This is a genomic window from Nonomuraea sp. NPDC003727 (assembly GCF_053586935.1).
This window is the reverse complement of the sequence record NZ_JBSFNE010000016.1, coordinates 1-18298: the sequence shown is the minus strand read 5'-3', so window position 1 is coordinate 18298 and position 18298 is coordinate 1. Positions and strand designations below refer to the sequence as shown.

At 69.1% G+C, this 18298-nt stretch carries 19 protein-coding genes; 5 read left to right on the top strand and 14 right to left on the bottom strand.

The genetic code is table 11. The features are described from left to right. Positions 1-56 precede the first annotated feature (56 nt). The 6 genes from ACWDLG_RS34025 to ACWDLG_RS34000 all read right to left on the bottom strand — a co-directional run bounded on the left by ACWDLG_RS34025 (position 57) and on the right by ACWDLG_RS34000 (position 6843). Positions 57-1280, bottom strand: a complete 1224-nt coding sequence (locus tag ACWDLG_RS34025) for an MFS transporter (RefSeq protein ID WP_449928057.1) — start codon at positions 1278-1280, stop codon at positions 57-59. A gap of 121 nt (positions 1281-1401) precedes the next feature. Continuing rightward, on the bottom strand, positions 1402-2586 hold the full coding sequence (locus ACWDLG_RS34020; RefSeq protein ID WP_449928055.1) for a TIGR04053 family radical SAM/SPASM domain-containing protein: 1185 nt from the start codon (positions 2584-2586) through the stop codon (positions 1402-1404). After that, positions 2583-3998, bottom strand: coding sequence for a nitronate monooxygenase (locus tag ACWDLG_RS34015; protein ID WP_449928053.1), 1416 nt, complete (start codon positions 3996-3998; stop codon positions 2583-2585). The genes ACWDLG_RS34020 and ACWDLG_RS34015 overlap by 4 nt, the downstream gene beginning before the upstream one ends. Beyond that, positions 3991-5022, bottom strand: coding sequence for an Acg family FMN-binding oxidoreductase (locus tag ACWDLG_RS34010; protein WP_449928052.1), 1032 nt, complete (start codon positions 5020-5022; stop codon positions 3991-3993). The genes ACWDLG_RS34015 and ACWDLG_RS34010 overlap by 8 nt, the downstream gene beginning before the upstream one ends. A gap of 406 nt (positions 5023-5428) precedes the next feature. Next, positions 5429-6049 carry a vitamin K epoxide reductase family protein gene (locus ACWDLG_RS34005; RefSeq protein ID WP_449928050.1) on the bottom strand — a complete coding sequence of 207 codons (621 nt, stop codon included), beginning with the start codon at positions 6047-6049 and terminating at the stop codon, positions 5429-5431. Then, a complete protein-coding gene (locus ACWDLG_RS34000) occupies positions 6049-6843 on the bottom strand; it encodes a DsbA family protein (protein ID WP_449928049.1) in 795 nt (264 codons plus the stop codon). Before ACWDLG_RS34000 ends, ACWDLG_RS34005 begins: the two co-directional genes overlap by 1 nt. 566 nt (positions 6844-7409) lie before the next feature. Here ACWDLG_RS34000 and ACWDLG_RS33995 point away from each other — a divergent pair. Next, the gene (locus ACWDLG_RS33995; protein ID WP_449928047.1) at positions 7410-8156 is read left to right on the top strand and encodes a sigma 54 modulation/S30EA ribosomal C-terminal domain-containing protein; all 747 of its coding nucleotides are present in this window, start codon (positions 7410-7412) and stop codon (positions 8154-8156) included. Positions 8157-8696: 540 nt separating this feature from the next. Here ACWDLG_RS33995 and ACWDLG_RS33990 read toward each other — a convergent pair. The 5 genes from ACWDLG_RS33990 to ACWDLG_RS33970 all read right to left on the bottom strand — a co-directional run bounded on the left by ACWDLG_RS33990 (position 8697) and on the right by ACWDLG_RS33970 (position 13464). Continuing rightward, entirely contained in the window at positions 8697-9929 is a 1233-nt protein-coding gene (locus tag ACWDLG_RS33990) for an RNA polymerase sigma factor (RefSeq protein WP_449928045.1), read from the bottom strand. Next, the gene (locus tag ACWDLG_RS33985) at positions 9926-10249 is read right to left on the bottom strand and encodes a YciI family protein (RefSeq protein ID WP_360702003.1); all 324 of its coding nucleotides are present in this window, start codon (positions 10247-10249) and stop codon (positions 9926-9928) included. Before ACWDLG_RS33985 ends, ACWDLG_RS33990 begins: the two co-directional genes overlap by 4 nt. 53 nt (positions 10250-10302) lie before the next feature. Continuing rightward, positions 10303-10911 (bottom strand): dihydrofolate reductase family protein, encoded by a 609-nt coding sequence (locus ACWDLG_RS33980; protein ID WP_449928042.1) that lies wholly within the window; start codon positions 10909-10911, stop codon positions 10303-10305. A 301-nt stretch (positions 10912-11212) separates the two neighbouring features. Further along, positions 11213-11479 (bottom strand): helix-turn-helix domain-containing protein, encoded by a 267-nt coding sequence (locus tag ACWDLG_RS33975; RefSeq protein WP_449928040.1) that lies wholly within the window; start codon positions 11477-11479, stop codon positions 11213-11215. A 227-nt stretch (positions 11480-11706) separates the two neighbouring features. After that, positions 11707-13464, bottom strand: coding sequence for a serine/threonine-protein kinase (locus tag ACWDLG_RS33970; RefSeq protein WP_449928038.1), 1758 nt, complete (start codon positions 13462-13464; stop codon positions 11707-11709). Between the two features lie 687 nt (positions 13465-14151). On the opposite strand from ACWDLG_RS33970, the gene ACWDLG_RS33965 reads away from it, so the two are divergent. After that, a complete protein-coding gene (locus ACWDLG_RS33965; RefSeq protein WP_449928036.1) occupies positions 14152-14832 on the top strand; it encodes a hypothetical protein in 681 nt (226 codons plus the stop codon). 278 nt (positions 14833-15110) lie between these two features. Here the strand turns inward: ACWDLG_RS33965 and ACWDLG_RS33960 are convergent, their stop codons facing one another. Next, a complete protein-coding gene (locus tag ACWDLG_RS33960) occupies positions 15111-15440 on the bottom strand; it encodes an STAS domain-containing protein (RefSeq protein WP_449928034.1) in 330 nt (109 codons plus the stop codon). Here ACWDLG_RS33960 and ACWDLG_RS33955 point away from each other — a divergent pair. Further along, positions 15439-15756, top strand: a complete 318-nt coding sequence (locus ACWDLG_RS33955; protein WP_449928032.1) for a DUF6766 family protein — start codon at positions 15439-15441, stop codon at positions 15754-15756. The two genes, ACWDLG_RS33960 and ACWDLG_RS33955, sit on opposite strands and share 2 nt — an antisense overlap. A 461-nt stretch (positions 15757-16217) precedes the next feature. Then, positions 16218-16439: a DUF2795 domain-containing protein gene (locus ACWDLG_RS33950; protein ID WP_354912621.1), complete on the top strand. Its 222-nt coding sequence runs from the start codon at positions 16218-16220 to the stop codon at positions 16437-16439. A 55-nt stretch (positions 16440-16494) separates the two neighbouring features. On the opposite strand, the gene ACWDLG_RS33945 is transcribed toward ACWDLG_RS33950, so the two are convergent. Both ACWDLG_RS33945 and ACWDLG_RS33940 read right to left on the bottom strand, forming a co-directional pair. Beyond that, on the bottom strand, positions 16495-16782 hold the full coding sequence (locus tag ACWDLG_RS33945; protein WP_449928030.1) for a hypothetical protein: 288 nt from the start codon (positions 16780-16782) through the stop codon (positions 16495-16497). A gap of 34 nt (positions 16783-16816) precedes the next feature. Beyond that, positions 16817-17482: a maleylpyruvate isomerase family mycothiol-dependent enzyme gene (locus ACWDLG_RS33940; protein WP_449928028.1), complete on the bottom strand. Its 666-nt coding sequence runs from the start codon at positions 17480-17482 to the stop codon at positions 16817-16819. Positions 17483-17871: 389 nt separating this feature from the next. Here ACWDLG_RS33940 and ACWDLG_RS33935 point away from each other — a divergent pair. Beyond that, on the top strand, positions 17872-18298 hold a 427-nt coding region (locus tag ACWDLG_RS33935), incomplete at its 3' end, for a tryptophan 7-halogenase (RefSeq protein WP_449928026.1).

The window sequence follows — 18298 nt, the reverse complement described above, 5'->3', positions numbered from 1 at the left end:
CGTCCCCGTGCACTGCGCGCCGTCAGCCGCCGCGCGGCCACTGGCGAACGAGCAGTTCAGCGGGTGCCAACCTGCTCGGCCGTGCGACGGGTAGCCGCTGAGCGGACCACGATCACCGTCAGGGCCAGGGTGAGCGCGGCGGTGATCGCCAGGAGGGCCAGGCCGAGGCCGTAGGAGCCGAGCTGTCCGTAGATGAAGCCCATCACCAGCGGCGGCACGAACCCGCCGAGGCCGCCGGCGGCGCCGACCAGGCCGGTGACCGTGCCGACCTTGTCGGGGGGTGCGACTTGGGCGACGAGGGCGAAGGTGGCGCCGCTGCCCGCGCCGAGCGCCGCAGCCATGGTCAGGAACGCGATCGTGCCGATCGGCATGAGGCTGGGCGTGAGCGCCTGCACCCCCGCCATGACGGCGATGAGGACGAACACGCCGGTCAGCACAGGGATGGGGCCGACGCGGTCGGACAGCCAGCCGCCGAGGGGACGGGCCAGGACGGCCAGGACGACGAACCCGGCCATGCGGTTGGCGGCGTCGGCGAGCTCGAGGCCGTAGCCGGTTTGCAGGTAGGCGGGCAGGTAGACGGAGAAGGCGACGTAGCCGCCGAACGCGACCGCGTACAGCACTCCCGCCTGCCACGTGATCGCCAGCTTCAGGGTCGCGGCCATGCGCGTCGCGAGCGGCTGGGTGGCGACCGTGCGGCCGGGGGCGTCCCGCAGGACCAGCCACGCGACGATGGCGTAGGCGGCCAGGACGACGGCGGTGATCAGGAACGGGGTGGCGGCGCCGCCGGTCCGCACCAGGGTGACGGTGGTCAGCGCGCTGATCGCGGTGCCGCCCATCCCGGCGCCGAAGACCCCGACCGCCAGCCCGCGCCGGTGCGGCGGGAACCAGGCGTTGACGAACGGCACTCCGACAGCGAACACGGTGCCCCCGATGCCGAGGAAGAATCCACCGATCAGCAGCGCGGCCAGTGAGGTCTGCCCGAACAGCCCGATGAACAGCACGGGGACGATAGTGGCGGCGGAGATCAGCGGGAACATCACCCGCCCGCCGAAGCGGTCGGTGAGCGCGCCAACGGGGATGCGGCCCAGCGAGCCGACGATCACCGGTACGGCGACCAGCAGCGCCTGCTGCCCGGACGACAGGCCGAGCAGCTCTTTGAAACGGGGGCCTAGCGGGCTGAGCAGGGCCCAGGCCCAGAAGTTCACCGCGAAGCCCAGAGTCGCCAGGGCGAGCATCAACGCGGGCCTGCGGCCACGGGTGGCGGCCGGTGCGTTTGTCATGTCTTCCTCACGTGATCGTGGATTCATGGGTGGCCGCTGCTGCGTGCCGTAGATGTCCCGGTCTCATCACAGCTCAGAGGTCCTGTGGCGGGGTATGGACCAAGGTCACCACCTCGGGGACCTAGGACGCGTGGAGGTGCCGGGCGAGGTCGCTCTGGTAGGGGAAGCTGCCTGGCTGGTAGCCGCACCAGGGCTCCTCGGCGAGCACGTCGCCGGTGCAGGCGTACGCGCGGGACCGGGAGCCGCCGCAGATGGTCCGGAACTCGCATGCCCCGCATCGCCCGCCGAGCCGGTCGGCGTCGCGTAGGGCGGCGAACAGGGGCGCGGACCGGTAGATGTCGGTCAGCGGCCGATCGCGTACGTTGCCCGCGCCCAGCGGCAGGAATCCCGACGGGTGCACGGTGCCGGTGTGGGAGACGAACACGAAACCGCGCCCGGCGTTCACGTCGATGGGCGGGCGGCGCACCCGGCTCTGGCCGATCAGCCCGGCGCGCTGCGCCCGCCGGTGCAGGTCCTGGTAGAGCGGTCCCAACGTCTGGGCGTGGTCGGCGCCGTGCTCGGCCAGGATCAGCCGTTGCACGGCCACGCGCCGGAAGTGGTGGGCCTCGGTGGTCTTGACCGGGATGGTGGTGCCGAGGTCGTACAGGAAGTGCAGCACGTCCTCTGCCTCTTGAGGGCTCAGCGCGGACAGGGCGCGGCCCCGGCCGGTGGGCACCAGGAAGAACACACTCCACAGCAGCGCGCCCTGGTCGCGTACCAGGCGGGCGATGTCGGGCAGCCGCACGAGGTTGCGGCGCGTGACCGTCGTGTTGATCTGCACCTTGAGCCCGGCCTCGCGGGCGGCCTGCCAGGCGGCCATGGTGCGGGCGAACACGCCGTCGTAGCCGCGGAAGGCGTCGTGTCCGGCGGCCGTGGAGCCGTCGAGGCTCAGCGAGATCGCCGCGGTGCCCGCCTCGCGCAGCCGGGCGAGGTTGCCGGGGGTGAGGGCCGGGGTGGCCGAGGGCGACACGGCGGGTGAGAGGCCGAGCTCGCGGGCCCGCCGTACCAGCTGGAACAGGTCGGGTCGCTCGAACGGGTCACCACCGGTGATCACGAACAGCGGCGCGGGTCGGCCGAAGGCGGCCACCTGCCGCATCAGCTCGGTGGCCTCGTCGGTGGTCAGCTCCTCCGGATGCCGGTCGGGCACGGCCTCGGCGCGGCAGTGCAGGCACGCCAGCAGGCATGCACGCGTGGCCTCCCAGATCACGATGAACGGGCGGTCCGCGGCATCCCGCCGGACCTGCCGCAGCGGCGGGCGCAGACTCATATGCGGGCTCCCAGCAGGATGTGGGCCACGACGTCGGCGGCCGAGTGGTCGTCGGGCAGGCCGTCGAGGAAGGCGGCGTTCTGGCCGAGTGTGAGCAGAGGCGGCTCGTCGTAGCCGTCGGCGCGGTGCTGGCCGAGGCCGATGGCGGCCAGCAGGCCGTTACACAGGCAGCGCCGCCCTTCGGCCTCCTCGGCCGGGCGGCCCTTGCGCACGTAGGTGTCCACCGGCTCGGCCGGGCAGCGGTAGCCGATCGCGCCGTTCGGCTTCGCGTACGGTGTGCGCAGGTAGCCCAGGTCGCACAGCCGCGGCCGCGCCTGATACACCTCCTGCTCTGACAGCGTCTCTGCGACGTCGGCGACCTTGAACGGGAACCCGGTGGGCGAGGCGCGCGGGTCGTTGCGCACCTGGAGTGCGCCGCTCGCGGCCTGCTCGCGTAGGCGTCCGCGCAGGCCCTCGTCGAGCCCGGTCTCCCGGCACAGCGCGAACGCCGACCCCACCTGGATGCCCTGCGCGCCCGCCGCCCAGGCCCGCTCGAGCCCGCCGGGCGTGCCGTACCCGCCGGCCAGCCAGAACGGCAGGCCGAGCGCGGCCACCTTGCCCAGGTCGGCCTCGTCGCGTGGCCCATACATCGGCTCTCCGGCTGCATCGAGCGTCATCCGGCCGCGGGGTGGTGCGCTGTGCCCGCCCGCCACCGGTGTCTCGATCACGAACCCGTCCGGCCGGGTGAGCGGTGAGCGGGCCAGGTACGCGGACAGCACGTGTGACGCCACGATCGCCAGCAACCGGGACCGGACGAGCGGCGTGAGACGGTGGCCGAGCAACTGCACCGGGTCGATCCCGATCGTGTGTCCGTCACCGCCCGCCACGGCGACCGAGACCTGGGCGGGGCGGTGCTCGGACAGGTCATCGAGCAGGCGCGGGATCTCCGCAGGGATGCCGGCGCCCATCAGCACGTAGTCGGCCCCGGCCAGGACCGCACCGTAGGCGGCGGCCGGGGTGGCGAGCTGGATCTTCTCCAGGTAGTTGACCCCGACAGGACCGTCGTGGCCCTCCTTGGCCAGGAAGACCTCGGCGAAGTTGGCGACCACGGCCAACTCGTCGCGGGCGCGGCTGTGCCGCAGCCCGAGCCGGGGCACAGGCCGGTACGGCACGTCCGGCCCGGTGCCGCCGGGTACGAAGTAGCGGCCGAGCACGCGCTCGGCCACCTCGTGCACCGGGAAGCAGGCCAGCGCGCGACGCAGGTGACCGCCAGGGTCGCCGCGCTGCAGCCGTCGGGCCAGGGTGACGTCCAGCGCCGTGCCCGACACCACACCGAGCTGCCCGGTCTCGGCGACCGCCCGGGCCAGCCGCCAGCCGGACACTCCCACCCCCATCCCGCCCTGGATCAACACGGGCCTCGGCGGCTCATACACGCGGGACCTCCACCGGGTCGAGCACCTCGAACACGGAACGGCGCGGCACGCGCGGGACTGGTGCGCCATACCCGAACCTGGCCAGCATCTGCACGTGACCCATCGGCCCGGCCTGGTCGGCGCGGTGCTGCGCCGGGCGCAGGTCGAGCGGCTGGCTGAACATCGACGCCGACACGCCGTGCGCGGTCGCGGCGAGGAGCACTCGCTGCAGCGCCTGCCCGGCACGCAGCCAGTCGAGCGGCCCGTCACCCCTGGTGAAAAGGGCCGCGATCTGCGGATCCGCCTCGAAGTCGGCGCTCGGCCGCGCGCACTCCAGGCCGAAGTCCCGCATGGGCAACTCCCTGTTTCGCGGGCGAGGGCCGAAGGCATGCTCGGGCACGCCGTCGAAGCGCCGGCACGGATCCGTCCAGCAGGCCAGCTCGGCGCGATAGGACTCCTCGGCGGCCAGCGTGTCGTCGGCCGTGCCGATCATGTCGAGCACACGCCGCGCCGTCCGCCCCTTGACCAGGACCAGTGTGGCGCTCTCGGCGTGCGCGGCGTGGACCAGGTCGACGAAGACCTCCCCGGGCAGTCGGCGGCCGTCGAACGGGAAGCGGTTGGTACGCCGGTGCGGGATCATGTCGTACATCAGCCGCTCGTTCCGGTCGGGTGGGTCGCCCAGGACGGCGTGCACGGTGGCCAGCAGGTCGGGTCGGGCGGCCGGGTCGGGCAGCGCCGTGACGTGGGCGTCGTGCCCGGTCATCCGGATCGCCAGCCGCAGGTTGAACAGTGCGGCCCCACAGCTGATGCCGAGTCCGCGCCCCATCGGGTCGGTGACGGCCAGCAGCCGGTCGAGGTCGGCGTACAGCTCCATGGTGGCGTCGTCGACACGGTGGAAGCGCCACGGCTGGGTGTTGTGCACCGACGGCGCCGCGGCGGCGGCCTTCACCGTTCTGCTCACGCCGCCGGGCGTCGCGAACGGAAGCTCCCGGGCGGCGAGCGATCCGGTGTCAGGGGATACCGGGATCGCGCCGATATCGGTCATCGGGACATCCCCGGCACAGGGGTAACAGCGGACATGGGATCAACATCTCGCGCCTCGCCGTGGTCACGGCAGGGACCAAGGTCCCTTGGATCACCTCCGATGGACCGTTTCCCGACCGGAACCCCGCAGGGTCCCTTGGGGCGCCTTGATGAGCCGTCGATTGACGGGCGCCTGGTGCGAGCCGCATGGGGATCGTGTCGCCGAACCCACTGCCCCGCAGGAGACAGGTTCAGGCTGCTTGGTGACGCCCCCGTGCCAGGTGAGCGCCACGCCGGTGGCGAGCGGAACGGGCAGGGACACCGCGGTGAAGATCCCGAAGCGGCGGCCGACCGCGGTCAGCACCTATCCTTGGGAACCTCCGAGCGGCCATGCGTTCCGTGCCCGCTCGCGCGGGATACCGGCAACGCTAGCCGAACAGCGTCCAGCCGTACTTGAGCACGACGACCAAGATCATGATCAAGATCCAGATCGTGACGGCGATGGCGTCCAGGTCGGCGTCGATGGCCCTGGTCAGCGCCTTCTGCGCGCGGCGGGGCAGGAACAGGTTGCCGTCGCGGACGTTCACGTGTGTCAGCGTCGACCACACCAACGTCGTGGACACGGTCACCAGCAGGCACCACGGGCACAGCGCGCCGATCACGTACATGGACTGGGAGAACAGCCAGTACGCGAAGATCAGGCCGAGCGTGTAGATCACCTGCGCGGCGAACATGAACCAGCGCGGGAACCGCACCCGGCCCAGGCTCGCCACCGCGATCGTGATCACGACCGGCTCGGCCACCAGCCCCAGGAAGGCGTTCGGGAAGCCTAACAGGTGCGCCTGCCAGGAACTGCCGACCGCGCCGCAGCTGACGACGCTGTTGATGTTGCAGGACAGATCCGCGCCCGGGTCGGCCGCCAGGCGCACCGCGTCGATCGACAGCACGAAGGACGCAGTCAGGCTCAGGCACGCCGACAACAGCATCGTTCCGAAGATCCAAGCGTTGGAGTGCCGGAACACGTGCACGCGGTGGAGGACCGTTGCCACTACTGGCCCTTGGCCGCGGTCACGGCTGCCGTCAGCGCGCCCGCCGTGTAGAGGTCGCCCTCGAACACCTTGCCGTTGATCTTCACGGTCGGCGTGCCCGAGATCCCCGTGTTGAACACGGCCTGCGTCGAGGTTGTGATCCACGGCTCGAAGCTGCGGCCGGTGAAGGCGTCCACCACGTCCGCCGAAACCCCGGCACGACGGGCCAGCGTGGCGATCTCGTCGTCAGACAGGCCGCGGCTGCCCTCCTCGGGCTGGTTGGCGAACAGCGCCGCGTTGAACGCCAGAACCTTGTCCGGCGCCCGATCGGCGACGGTCGCGACGGCGTTGGCCGCCCGCGTGGAGTACTTCGCGCCGCTGGAAGCCTGATCCAGGAACGACAGCGGGTACAGCTCCAGCCGCACCGTCCCGTCGGCCACCATCTTGTCCAGCTCGCGGCTGTTGGCCTGCTCGAAGCGCCCGCAGTACGGGCACATGTAGTCGAGGTAGACCTCGAGCCGCACGGGCGCGGCCGTGTTGCCCAGGGCCAACGCCCCGCCCGCCGTCGCGATCGCCGGGGCCTTGCCTCCCTGCGCCGCCGGGGAGCTGTCGTTACCCGCCGCGTTGATCAAGCTGATCACGATGGCGACCAGGAGCCCCACGATGATCAGCCCGCCGCCGGCGGCGACCAGGCGGGTGCGTTTTTTCCTTCGCCGCTCGGCGGCAGCTCGGGCGTCGCGTAGCTCGCGGGACTTGATTCGTGCCTCGGTGGTCATGCTCTCGTTTTCCTCGCTGGACGAAAGATCGAGCGCCACGCGACACGTCGCCACCATTCCTGAACCACGCTCAGCCCTGGCCGGATGCCTCTCCCCGACGCCCGCCGCCCAGCTTGGAGCACACCGCCGCGCCCACACCCGGGCCGAAGGTCCCAACCCTGTGGACCTTGGTCCTGGATCGGACGTCACCGAGGCAATCGGGACGAGATCCGGTACGTGCCCAGCGGTCAAGCGCCGCACGGGTCACCACGACGCCGTTGCGTCTGTTCCGCCAGTTCTCCTTCCCAGGCGGCGTCGCCAGCCACGTTGCGCCGAGACGTCCGGCTCCATCCACGAGGCTGGCTTCGAGGGCGAGCAACGCCGCGCGCCCGCCGGAGGGGTCCGACTCCGTCACCAGGATCCGCATGCGACCACTTGTCGTCTGCCGTCACCCTCGGCAGAGACCGAAGTCCGTTGTACAGCAGGCTAGAAAACGTCGTCTCTCAGGCCCCTTCCGTCGCACAACCAACGTCCTTGCGCAGTGAGGACGAAAGTCCCTGGCAGCGATATCCGGACCGGCCAGAGGGTGGAGGCATCAGCAACGGATGCGAAGAAGGTGCTCACGCATGAGGCACAGGCCCATCGCTCTTGATCCCGCCGACGTGCAGGTCAAGATCCGTGGCGGGATACGACCTGCCGACGTCCGGCGCGCGAGGGAAACCGTGGCCCACCTGGCGCGGCTCGCCCACGAACCGGTGCTCGGCGCGAAGGTCAAGCTGGCCACCGCCCCCGGGCTCGCGGTGAAGCAACGGACGGCGGAGGCCGTCCTGGACGTCCAGGGGCGACTCATCAGAGCCCAGGCCAGCGCCGCCTCCACGCGCGCGGCCATCCACCTGCTCGGCGACCGCCTGCGGACCCGGCTGCTGGAGACCACCAGGGACTGGGAGAACCGGCGGGGGCGCCACCAGCAGCGTCCGGCCGGGCATGCCGGCGGGGAGCGGCGGGTCGTGCGGTCCCTCGCGGCGGCCCGTGCCGTGCCCGACGAGGCGGTGGTGGACATGGAGGAGCTCGACTACGACTTCCTGCTGTTCATCGAGGACGCGACGGGCCAGGACAGCGTCGTCTACCGCAACGGCGACGGCTACGGGCTCGCCCAGGTCGAGCCCCGGCCGGACCTGCCGTTGCCGATGTGCGCGGCGATCTCGGTCAGCCCGTCGCCCGCTCCTCGGCTCACTGTAGAGGAGGCCATCGAACGGCTGGAGCTGACCGGGTTCGCGTTCGTCTTCTTCGCCGACGCGGACACCGGCGCCGGCCGGCTCGTCTACCGCCGTGACGACGGGGACTACGGCCTGGTCAGCACCGCTCACGCCTGACGTCCCTCCGAAGCGGACCGCGGCCCCCCATGGCGCGAGAGGGGCCGCGGTCGCCCGGCGTGGTGGCAGCCGTAGACGGGCAAGGAGTGCATCGATTCTCTTCCCGCGCGTCTGTTTCGTCGGCCTCGTCGGGTCCGGGCTTGTCATCTCCGGCCTGCTCCTGGTCCCCACCAGACCGAGCGAGGCGTCCCGCGGGCTGGCGTCCGAGTGCGGTGCACAGGACGACGCCGAACCGGAAGAGGCCGGCCGGGACGGCGTCTGCATTGGCGTTGGCGTGCGACTTTCCGGGATCTCCGGCATGGAGCGGTCCGTAGGTCGCGGTAACGATGGCTTCGAAGCAGAGGAGGAAGCCGGCACGACGGCTCCGGCCGACTCGCGGCCGGTCGACAACGGGCCGCGTCTCTACGGCCGCCGCGACCCGTCGCCCCCGAATCCTGCGCCGCTGCTCGGCGAGAAGGGTTGGCGTCCGAACGTGTCAACAGTGCAGCGTTCCGCGTCGCCTTTCATCGCTGCATCAAGTGCGCTCTTCAAGGGCGGGCGCTACTGCAGTTGGTCGCGGCGGCGGGTGAGGTAGGCGGTCTCGCCGGTGTTGCCGGCCAGCTCGATGGCCCGGTCGTAGGCCGCGCGTGACTGCTGACTTCGGCCCAGCCGGCGCAGCAGGTCGGCGCGGGTGGCGTGGTAGGCGTGATAGCCGGCCAACGCCTCGGCGAGGCGGTCAACGATGGCCAGGGCCACCTCCGGCCCGTCGAGCTCGGCCACGGCGATGGCCCGGTTGAGAGCGATGATCGGCGAGGGGTCGAGGCGGACGAGCTGGTCGTAGAGGGCGAGGATCTGCGACCAGTCGGTGTCGCGGATGTCGCGGGCGGAGGTGTGCACGGCGTTGATCGCGGCGAGGATCTGGTAGCGACCCGGAGCCACCCCGGCGGCGGCAGCGGCCAGGCGCTCGCGCACCAGCCGGTGACCTTCGGCGATCAGTTCCGAGTCCCAGGCCCCACGGTCCTGCTCGTCGAGCGCGACCAGTTCGCCGTTCGCCGAGATCCGGGCGGTGCGGCGGGCCTCGGTGAGCAGCATCAGCGCCAGCAGCCCGGCCACTTCTCCGTCCTGCGGCAGGAGCGCGCGGATCAGGCGGGTGAGCCGGATCGCCTCGGTGGTCAGGTCATGCCGTACGGGGTCGGTGTCGGGGCCGCTGGCCAGGTAGCCCTCGTTGAAGACGAGGTACAGGACGGCGAGGACGCCGGTGACGCGTGCCGGGAGATCCTCGGCGGCCGGCACGCGATAGGGGATGCGAGCCGCCTTGATCTTGGCCTTCGCGCGGGTGATGCGCTGCTCCATGGTGGTCCCCTGCACCAGGAAGGCGCGGGCGATCTCGGGCACGGTCAGACCGCCGACCATGCGCAGCGTCAACGCCACGCGCGCTTCCACCGCCAGCGCCGGGTGACAGCAGGTGAAGATCAGCCGGAGCCGGTCGTCGTCGATGGCGCCGAGAGGCTCGGGCGGGTCGTCGTACACCATCTGAGCCTCCTTGTGCTTGTCGTCGCGCTTGTTCTCGCGCCGGATCCGGTCGATGGCCTTGCGGTTGGCGGTGGTGGTCAGCCACGCGCCGGGGTTGGGGGGTACGCCGTCGGCCGGCCACCGTTCGACGGCGGTCGCGAACGCCTCGGCGGCCGCTTCCTCGGCGATGTCGAGGTCACCGAAGCGCCTGGTCAGGGCGGCCACCACCCGCGCCCACTCGTCGTGGTGGGCCCGGGTGATCGCCTCCTCGACGTCGCTCACTGGAACGGCCGCACCTCGATCTTCCGATCGCAGACCTTCGACGCTTCAGCCGCGAGCTTGAGCGCCACATCCAGATCGGGGGCCTCCCACACCCAGATGCCGGCGAGGTACTCTTTCGACTCCACGAAAGGCCCGTCGCTGAACACCGCCTGCTCGCCCCGGTTGTCGATGACCGTGGCCGCGTCGGTGTCCGCGAGTCCGCCCGCGAAAACCCAGTAGCCCTCGGCGATCAGTCGCTCGTTGAACGCGCTGATGGCAGGCCGCCTGTCCGTGCTGCCGGGATTGCTCTTGTCATCGATCACGGAAACCAGGTACCGCATCTGAAGATCATCTCCTGTGGTGTCAAGACAGCGTGGTTCGGTGGTAGGGACTTTCACGCCGTTGCATAGTGCGGGCGCCCGGCCGGCCGGTAGCGCTGGATCGTCACGCCCTTCGCGTCGACCCGGGACTCGACCAGGTCGAGCGCAAGATCCGGACCGGACTCCGGGAACAGTCTCGCGCCCTGGCCGAGGATCACCGGGATCACGATCAGAGTCATCTCGTCGACCAGGTCGTTCTCCAGCAGCCACCGGGTCAGGATGCCACTGCCGTGCACCTGCAGCTCACCCCCGGGCTTGGCCTTCAGCTCACTGACGGTCGCCGCGAGGTCGCCGCGGAGGACGGTCGTGTCCTCCCAACGCGGCGCGGTGAGCGTGGTCGAGGCGACGTACTTGGGGGCCTCGTTCAAGGCCACGCCGATGGGATGTGCGCGCATCTGGCCGACTGATCCCCAGGAGCCGGCGAACAGCTCGTAGGTGCGCCGGCCGAACAGGAACGCCTCGGCGCGCTGGTAGGTCTGCGTGATGAACGTCCTGGTCTCGTCGTCGCCCTTCCCCCGGGCCCATCCGCCGCGCTCGAATCCGTTCCTGCGGTCATCCGACGCGGCGCCGTTTCCCTGCATCACTCCATCGATGGTGACCTGCGTCATGGTCGTCAGCTTCATGATCGCGGTTCCTTTGCCTTGGCGCCGCCCCCCTTGCGGGCGGCCTCATCCCTGCTACGAACACCACCGCCCCGATCCGACACTTCCTCCCGGACTTCTTTGAAGAATTTTCCGGGACGCCGGTCGTCAGCGATCCGACAGCACGACAGTGTCGCGGCGACCGCGCTCGGTACCCCTTGCGACACCCAACCTGTCCGATATCAAGGCGGTACGGCTACGCAGCAGGCGCGGCGATGACCGACGACGGCGAGCACCCCAGCTAGGAGTAGCCACCGGGATACGGCAGAAACGGGCCGCGAGCTTAGACAATTGCCGGCCAGTGCCCAGCGAGGGCCGCGTAGGCGGTGGAGCGGCCGATCTTGAGGGTGCGGGCGGCTTTGGTGACAGAGACGCCGTCGCCGACCAAGCGGCGCACAGTGGCGAGTTCGGCGGGGCCCAGGACGTGGGGGCGGCCTATCTTCTTCTTGCCCGGGAGCATGGCGTCCTCGCTCCGGCGCCGCTTGGCGACGACGATCTGCGTACGACAGCCGGGCGAGCCGGTCGAGGCGGCCGCTGGCGCAGAGCGCATCGGGTCGTGCGGGTGCCCGAAACTCGGCCGGCGGGCTGATCTGGGGTTTGTCGCTGTTCATGCCGTTGCGGCTGGTTTATCTGATCGTGGTTAGGCTCGCGGGGTGGGTGGTGCTGCTGGGGCGCTCGCAGAGGTCGAAGGATGCGGGCTGCCGGTCCGTCCTCGGTCGACTGGGGACGGCCTGTCTGCAATTCCCTTTGACCGGGTTCCGGCCCCACGCCGTCCGATCACTGTCCGTCCTGGTAGACCATGGGGCCTGACTCCTTGAACGCCGCACGCGAGGCGTCCTTGAGCCACTTCGTCGCGCTGGAGTCTCTGGTGAGGTTCGTGTAGACGGCCAGGGTACGGATCACATATCGGCCGGTCCGCCCGGTCCACGAGTACAACTGCACGTTCCACCAGTTCGAGGTGTAGCAGATGCCGGTCGATCCCGGCCCCGTTTGGGGGCACCGGATCCCCCAGTCCTGCACGTAGACGTTCTTGAGCCTCGAGTACGCGGTGCCGGCCCTGCCCGAGTCCTTCAGCGGAACGACCCAGACGGTCACCATGATGCGCCCGTTCGGAGCGCCCGAGCTGATATAGGCACCCACCGCCATGTCGTCGCAGCGTGCCTTGCGGAGGGCGGACTTGACTCTGGCATCGGGCCACGGGCTCGGGCAGTCCTCCACCCCAAATGCCTTGCGGCTGAAACGCACCCCCTTGGCGCTCGTGAAGGACTGCGGAAGCAGGGCGTCGGCCGTGATCGGGGTCGGGTCGGTGCTCTCCTTGTTGAGGTCCGCGGGGTTGAACGATTCCTCGGTCGGCTCCTCCGAAGCTGTCTGAGAAGGCGTCTGCGAAGGTGTGTCGGAAGGGCTCGGTCCGGGGGAGTAGGCGGAGACGGGCTGGGAGGTGGAGGACTGACCGCCCGACAGCGCTCCCCGGACCGCGTTCTTGACTACGGCCCGCACGCCCACCACGGCCAGCACCAGGGCAACTGCTCCAGCGCCGACGGCGAGGCCGATCTTCTTCGACCGGCCGCCGCCGCTGGGCGGAGGCTGGGGAGGGACACCCCATCCAGGCTGCCCAGGCTGCTGCGCCCAGCCGGCAGGCCCGTTCTCCTGTGCCGACGGGTGCGGCCGGAGAGCGAGTTGCTCGGCCTCCGGCATGCCCATCGTGGCGTGCGCCGTGGGCCACTGCGCGAGTGGGGCGGGAGCCTCGTCGCCGGTCAGGCGGCGCAGCAGGGCGGCGGCGCTCGGCCGGGCCGCGGGATCCTTGGCCAGACAGGCCGCCAGCGCCGGGCGTAGCTCCTGCGGCACGGCCGACAGGTCGGGTTCGCGGGTCAGGATGGCGTGCATGATCACCGGAAGGGTGTCTCCACTGAAGACCTGCTGCCCGGTGGCCGCGTAGATCATGGAGGTCGCCCAGCTGAACAGGTCGGCCGCCGGGGTGATCGGCGCCCCGCCGAACTGCTCCGGCGCCATGTAGACGGGGGTGCCCACCACGCTGTGCGTGGCCGTCTGGGCGGTCACCCTGGCGATCCCGAAATCGATCACCACGGGCCCCTCCGGCCCCATGATCACGTTGTGCGGTTTGAAGTCACGGTGGACTATCCCGGCCCGGTGGATGGCCGCCAGCGCGGTGAGCGTGGTCACCGCGAGCCGCTCCAGCCCGCTGCCCGAACGCGGACCCTCGGTCCTGACCAGCAGGTCGAGCGACGGGCCTGGGATGTGTTCACTGACGATGTATGGCTGGCCGCCCACCAGGCCCGTGTCCAGCACGCGCGCCGTACAGAACGGAGCAACCTGGCGAGCCGCCTCGGCTTCCCGCAGGAACCGGCGGCGCGCGTTCTCATCCGCCGCGGCTCCAGCGTGTAACACCTTGACCGCGACCTGTTCGTTGGACGGCCCCTGGCCCAGGTAAACCGTTCCCTGGCCGCCCCGCCCCAGTACACCAGCGAGCCGATAGGGGCCGATCTGACGTAAATCTTCCGGCGTGAGCGACTGCACAAGATCTCACCTTAGCGTTTGCTGGCAAGATCTCCTTGATGTCACACAATGGGTCAAGTCACTGCGAAGCCTTCGTGGCCGTTGGCAGCGATCTCGGCGCACCTGACGCGGTAAGGGCCGACGCCGTCGATGACCTGATGGGTGCTCGCCGAACGCGGCTACGACCCCGACAAGTATCGCCGCCCAGAGGAATGAGTCCAGGAGATCTGATCACGTTCAGTGATCCCCTATGTTGTGACATCTGGGACATATGGTTCAAATGACACGGAAGGGGTGAGTGTGGCTTTCAGGGTTCTGCCGTTCGCGTGGCTCTCAACGACTCGCCGCTCGCCCCTTCGTGACGGACTCGGCCTCTGTAGGGTGCGGGTGCCGAGAGTAGTGACATGAGGAGCTCCTTGTCCCTTCCTGTGCAGTAAGAGCCGAGTGGCGAGACAGCCTGTCGAGCACTCCCCGGCGCGAGCGCTCGCGCTCCCTTGCCGGCCATTGCGGCCCGGGGACGGGCCACCGTGACGGTCCGTGACGTGGTGGGAGGTCCGGAGTTGACGGTGGAGGCCGTCATGCGGCGGGGCAGTGCTCGACGGCGAAGTGGTCTGATCAGGTTGTGGAGTAGTCCAGGCCGTAGAGGTCCGAGCTGGATTGCGCCGAAGGTCTGTCTGAGAGGCCTGCGCTGGGAGATGATGTCCAGCCATGGCTGATCATTCGCACTCGACACTTCCCAGGGCGCGACGTCCGGTCCTCGAACTCTCCATTGATCTCGGCGATCACCCTCCCCTGGAGCGTGTTACGCAATCCATGGTGGCGCTGAACGAGGTATGGCGGTTCGCGCTGAGAATCTCCCAGGGATCCCCCTCCTTTCCCGTAGCCTGGCATCCCGAGTTCGCCGCAATGTTGGCGGCGTACCGGCCCGAGAATTATGGCTACATCGGCGACGAGTACGAGATCGAACTGCATGAGTTGCTGGTGCGTCGGACGATCCTGGCGAGCCCGTGGGAGACCATCCTCACCGTGGCGGCCAACCATTCAGGGGTCGTCATGTATGGCGGTGCGGCCCTCATCACGCTGGAGCGGATTCTCAAGATGCTCATGGATTGGCAGAGCCATAGATTGGCTCTTGAAGAACGCAGACATCAGCTCGAGCAAGAATCCGGGCCGACGGCGGCCCTGGAGGATGACGACGGTAGCTCTCCTGAGAGTGCGCCCGATGTCATCCGAGCGGTCGAGCGGTTCGTTTGGAAGTACGACCGTTTGGAAGCCGCACCCATGGATCACGTCGACCGGGTCGGAGACTACTTCATCACTCTTGCGCAGGGAAGAATCCTTCGTGTCGAAGTGCGTCTAGAGCACGAGGACCCTACCGTCGAGCAGTGATCTCCTTATCGCGGTATTGCGCCACATCCTAGGCAGACGAATACCCCGCCTCGAAGAGTGGCGCACTCGCATACTTCCCTCGGGCGATCAGCCAATTATCGCGTGCTGGATGTGAACCCCGCGGTGGTCCGGTCGCCACCGGTGCCAGCAGCGATGGACATGAGCAGGCCGACCACGGCGGTCATGCCTGCATCAAAGCGACGGCTGGCTGTGCCACATCCAACAGAGCACCGGAGCCATCGAGTCGGCACCCTGCCCGCTCACATGCGGCTACGCGTTCAGCGCGGCACCTGTACAGGATCGATGGTGAATGCCTTGTAGAGCTGGGTGATGTCCAGCACCCGCTGGAGCACACCCTGGACGTGGGCCAGGCGCAGTCTGCATCCAGCTTGCAGGGCGGCACCCTGTAAATGCAACAGCGCGCGTAGTCCCTCGGAGCCGCAGAACGTCAGCGCCGCAACATCTACCTCGACGAAGCGGGGCCCATTCGACAAGGCCGTTTCCATAGCGTCCAGCAGCGTCGAGGTCGTGTTCACATCAAGTTCGCCGGCCAAGCACACCACCGAAATGCCATCATGGAAGTGCACATCGGCCGTAAGGACGGTCATGGATGACCTCCTCCTTCTGTTGGAGGGGAGACGTGAGTCGCCCGCACGTCTCATGACCGACACGCGACATTCCTGGCCGCACCCGTCGCGAGACCCGAGGCGCCTTGGCCAGGGCCAGTCGGAATACCTGCAGTTCCTGCTGTTCATCCTGGCCACGGTGTGGCTGGTCCAACGCGGCTCGCCCGAATCCAAGGAACGTCATCTCGGCGCCGGCCTGGCCGCCATCGCCGGCTGGAACCGCCCGCGGTGCGCCCAGTGCCTTCTGCGCCTCCAGCAACCGGTCGAGATGTCCTTGGACGACCGGCGCACTGGATGAGGCTTTTGAGTGGTCCACTGGTGCGCCGACGGCTGCGATGGCAACGACACCTGCAAGTCGCGTGCGGTCTGCTTGAGCGGGCGTCGAGTCTGGTGTGGTCGGTGACGAGAACAGCTCCGATCGACCGGACGACGTCGGCCTCTGCCGTGTCCTGTGCGGCGGTTCCGGCGGCGATCTCGGTGAGATTGCTTGGTGTGCCTGGGCCTTTCTGCCAAGCGGGGTGGCGCTGGGAACGACGGGATGGCATCGGGTCCGTTCCGCTCCCGATGCGTGAGCCGTGGTTTGCTCGCGTGGAGAGCAGGAAGGTAGCCAACCGCCTCCGCCGAGCAGCTCACAATGTTCGCCCACGGTAATGCGGGTATGGCCTGTTATTCACTAGAGAGGGGACACCTGACATGGAACAACCCGGTGGCGGTAGCAGACACCATTCCACCCCACATGAGCCTCGATCGCCGGAGGGGATGAGCTCACAGCAGGTCGACAGCCGCAGCGAGCTGGCTAAGTGGATCAGCGGTACGCATGTGTTTCCCGCTGGCAGGGAAGAACTGCTGGAGCGGGCGCGGTCCGAGGCAGCGCCCGACACGGTGCTCTCTGCCATTCAATCGCTGCCCCCCGACCGTGTTTTCGAGAACATGGCGGATCTCAGCCGAGAGCTTGGTCTCGACGGAATCCAGCACGACTAGGCACATAACAGCGGATCTACCATTCACGGGCGCCCGTCCTGGATGGGTTCCCGCGTCAGTGGTGCGCGGAGTGGAGGCTGTCTGTTCCGTTATCAGGCTTGATCTCGGCGAGGACGACGCCATCGCGCCCGAGGCCTCGATGGAGGTGCTGGAGCCGGTGATCGCCCTCCTGCAGGACCTGTCCGAGCAGGAGCGGCGAACCCTCGCCGAGCTGATCAACCAGTTCGCGCAGGAGGAAACCGACCCCGAACGGCAAGCTGACGGCCTGGGAAACGCTCGAGATCCTGGGCCTCCTGGTCTGATCGATGACCTGCGGTGCGCCCGTTGTGTCCGCAGCGGTCACCGGTCGTGGGACAACGAATGCTTCGAGCCCAGGGTCATCTCATCTCGCGCCGATTGCGCAGGATTTCGACGCCGTCACCGTCAAGTTCATCGCAGTACACCGAGCGTCCGGTCGTGGCCATCACCAGTGCCAGGGTGGTGCCGGACACCAGCGGGCCGGAACCCGTGGTGAAAGGGCCGTCGGTGGCGGCGAGTCGCAGGCCGACGATCCGTCTCTTGGCGGCGACGACCACGTCCGAGCTCCGGTAGTACTCGGCTACCCGAGTGAGGGTCTCGATCGGGTAGCCATGGCGAATACCCAGCGGTCGCCGGATGTCCTCGGCATGCACGATCGTCTCACCCAGCATCGCGATGACCGGGAGAGGCGGTTTGGTGGTGCTCGTGATGACGTGGCGGAACCTGTCATGCGTCTCGGCCGCGGTCGCGCCCAACTGCTCGGCCAGCCGCATGGCGACCTGCTTGTCGAAGTCGAACCGGCAGCGGATCACCCCCGCCAGCCACCGCACACCGTTAAGGCTCGCCCCTGCCGTGAGGTGCGCCAGCACCTCCCGCACGCTCAGCCCGGCACACAGCGACGGTGTCGCCCATTGCTCGTCGGTCAGATCCACCAGGTCGCTCGCCAGGGCCGCTCGCTCGGCGTGCACCAGCGGCCAGATGTCGGCCACGCGACTGCCCCGTGCTTTCGGCGCCGGATTGGTCATGTCAGCCAGCCTTTTCTCGTCAGTCACACGAGTCCTCGCATCAGGTCGGTAAGGACGGTCGAAGTGAAGACTTCCGTCAGGCGGCGAAATCATCGCTCGCCTGAGGCAGGCCAGCCGCACTCGGCAACCCCGCTGGCGGAAACGACACTCCTGTGGGCAAGCAGGGCATGGGCGTCCGGGAGTCGGCAGGTGCTCGCACCCAGAGCCCGTGCCCCGGCACGCTGGCGCCACAACGTCACGGTCAGCAATAACGTAGCGCGTTAGGTGAATAGCCGAGCCTCCGGGTGCTGCTACTTCTCACCGACATCGCGGGCCCGATCCAGACCCCGGGTGCCCCTTCGTAGCGGACCTCCGGTCTCCTGGCCGGCCTCGGTGCGCTCGACACCCGCGTGGTCGCCCGCGTCACGGGTCAGCCCTCCACTCCCGTCGCGTCGTGGGAGGCGCCGACCGGTTTCGACTCCGGCGAACCGACGCTGGGCGAGCCGTTCCGCCCCTTCCTGGACGTGCTGCCGAACAACCGCGCGGTCGCCCTGCGGGTGCCTCGCGAGGAGCAGGAGCTGATCAACCCCTACACCACGGCGACCGCGATGGACGCCGGCTGGATCTGGACCATTGAGTTCCTGGTCCTGCACTACCGGGCCGGCGCCCGCGCCGACACGCCGTGCTGGCAGGAGATCAAGCGCCGCAAGATCCCCGAGAGCCTGTCGGACCTGCTGGAGTCGGCTGCCGGCCGGCTGCCGGACGAGAGCGCCGTCTACCCGTACTACCACGGCTTCGAGCTGTACTCGTGGATCACCATGCTGCTCGGGCTCGGGC

Bases quoted from the DNA above. Each gene is read 5' to 3' on its own strand.
- ACWDLG_RS33985 (WP_360702003.1), bottom strand. From the start codon at position 10,249: ATGCGGTACCTGGTTTCCGTGATCGATGACAAGAGCAATCCCGGCAGC.
- ACWDLG_RS33995 (WP_449928047.1), top strand. From the start codon at position 7,410: ATGAGGCACAGGCCCATCGCTCTTGATCCCGCCGACGTGCAGGTCAAG.
- ACWDLG_RS33955 (WP_449928032.1), top strand. From the start codon at position 15,439: ATGGATGACCTCCTCCTTCTGTTGGAGGGGAGACGTGAGTCGCCCGCA.
- ACWDLG_RS33960 (WP_449928034.1), bottom strand. From the start codon at position 15,440: ATGACCGTCCTTACGGCCGATGTGCACTTCCATGATGGCATTTCGGTG.
- ACWDLG_RS33950 (WP_354912621.1), top strand. From the start codon at position 16,218: ATGAGCTCACAGCAGGTCGACAGCCGCAGCGAGCTGGCTAAGTGGATC.
- ACWDLG_RS33980 (WP_449928042.1), bottom strand. From the start codon at position 10,911: ATGAAGCTGACGACCATGACGCAGGTCACCATCGATGGAGTGATGCAG.
- ACWDLG_RS33965 (WP_449928036.1), top strand. From the start codon at position 14,152: ATGGCTGATCATTCGCACTCGACACTTCCCAGGGCGCGACGTCCGGTC.
- ACWDLG_RS33975 (WP_449928040.1), bottom strand. From the start codon at position 11,479: ATGCGCTCTGCGCCAGCGGCCGCCTCGACCGGCTCGCCCGGCTGTCGT.
- ACWDLG_RS34020 (WP_449928055.1), bottom strand. From the start codon at position 2,586: ATGAGTCTGCGCCCGCCGCTGCGGCAGGTCCGGCGGGATGCCGCGGAC.
- ACWDLG_RS34025 (WP_449928057.1), bottom strand. From the start codon at position 1,280: ATGACAAACGCACCGGCCGCCACCCGTGGCCGCAGGCCCGCGTTGATG.
- ACWDLG_RS33940 (WP_449928028.1), bottom strand. From the start codon at position 17,482: ATGACCAATCCGGCGCCGAAAGCACGGGGCAGTCGCGTGGCCGACATC.
- ACWDLG_RS34010 (WP_449928052.1), bottom strand. From the start codon at position 5,022: ATGACCGATATCGGCGCGATCCCGGTATCCCCTGACACCGGATCGCTC.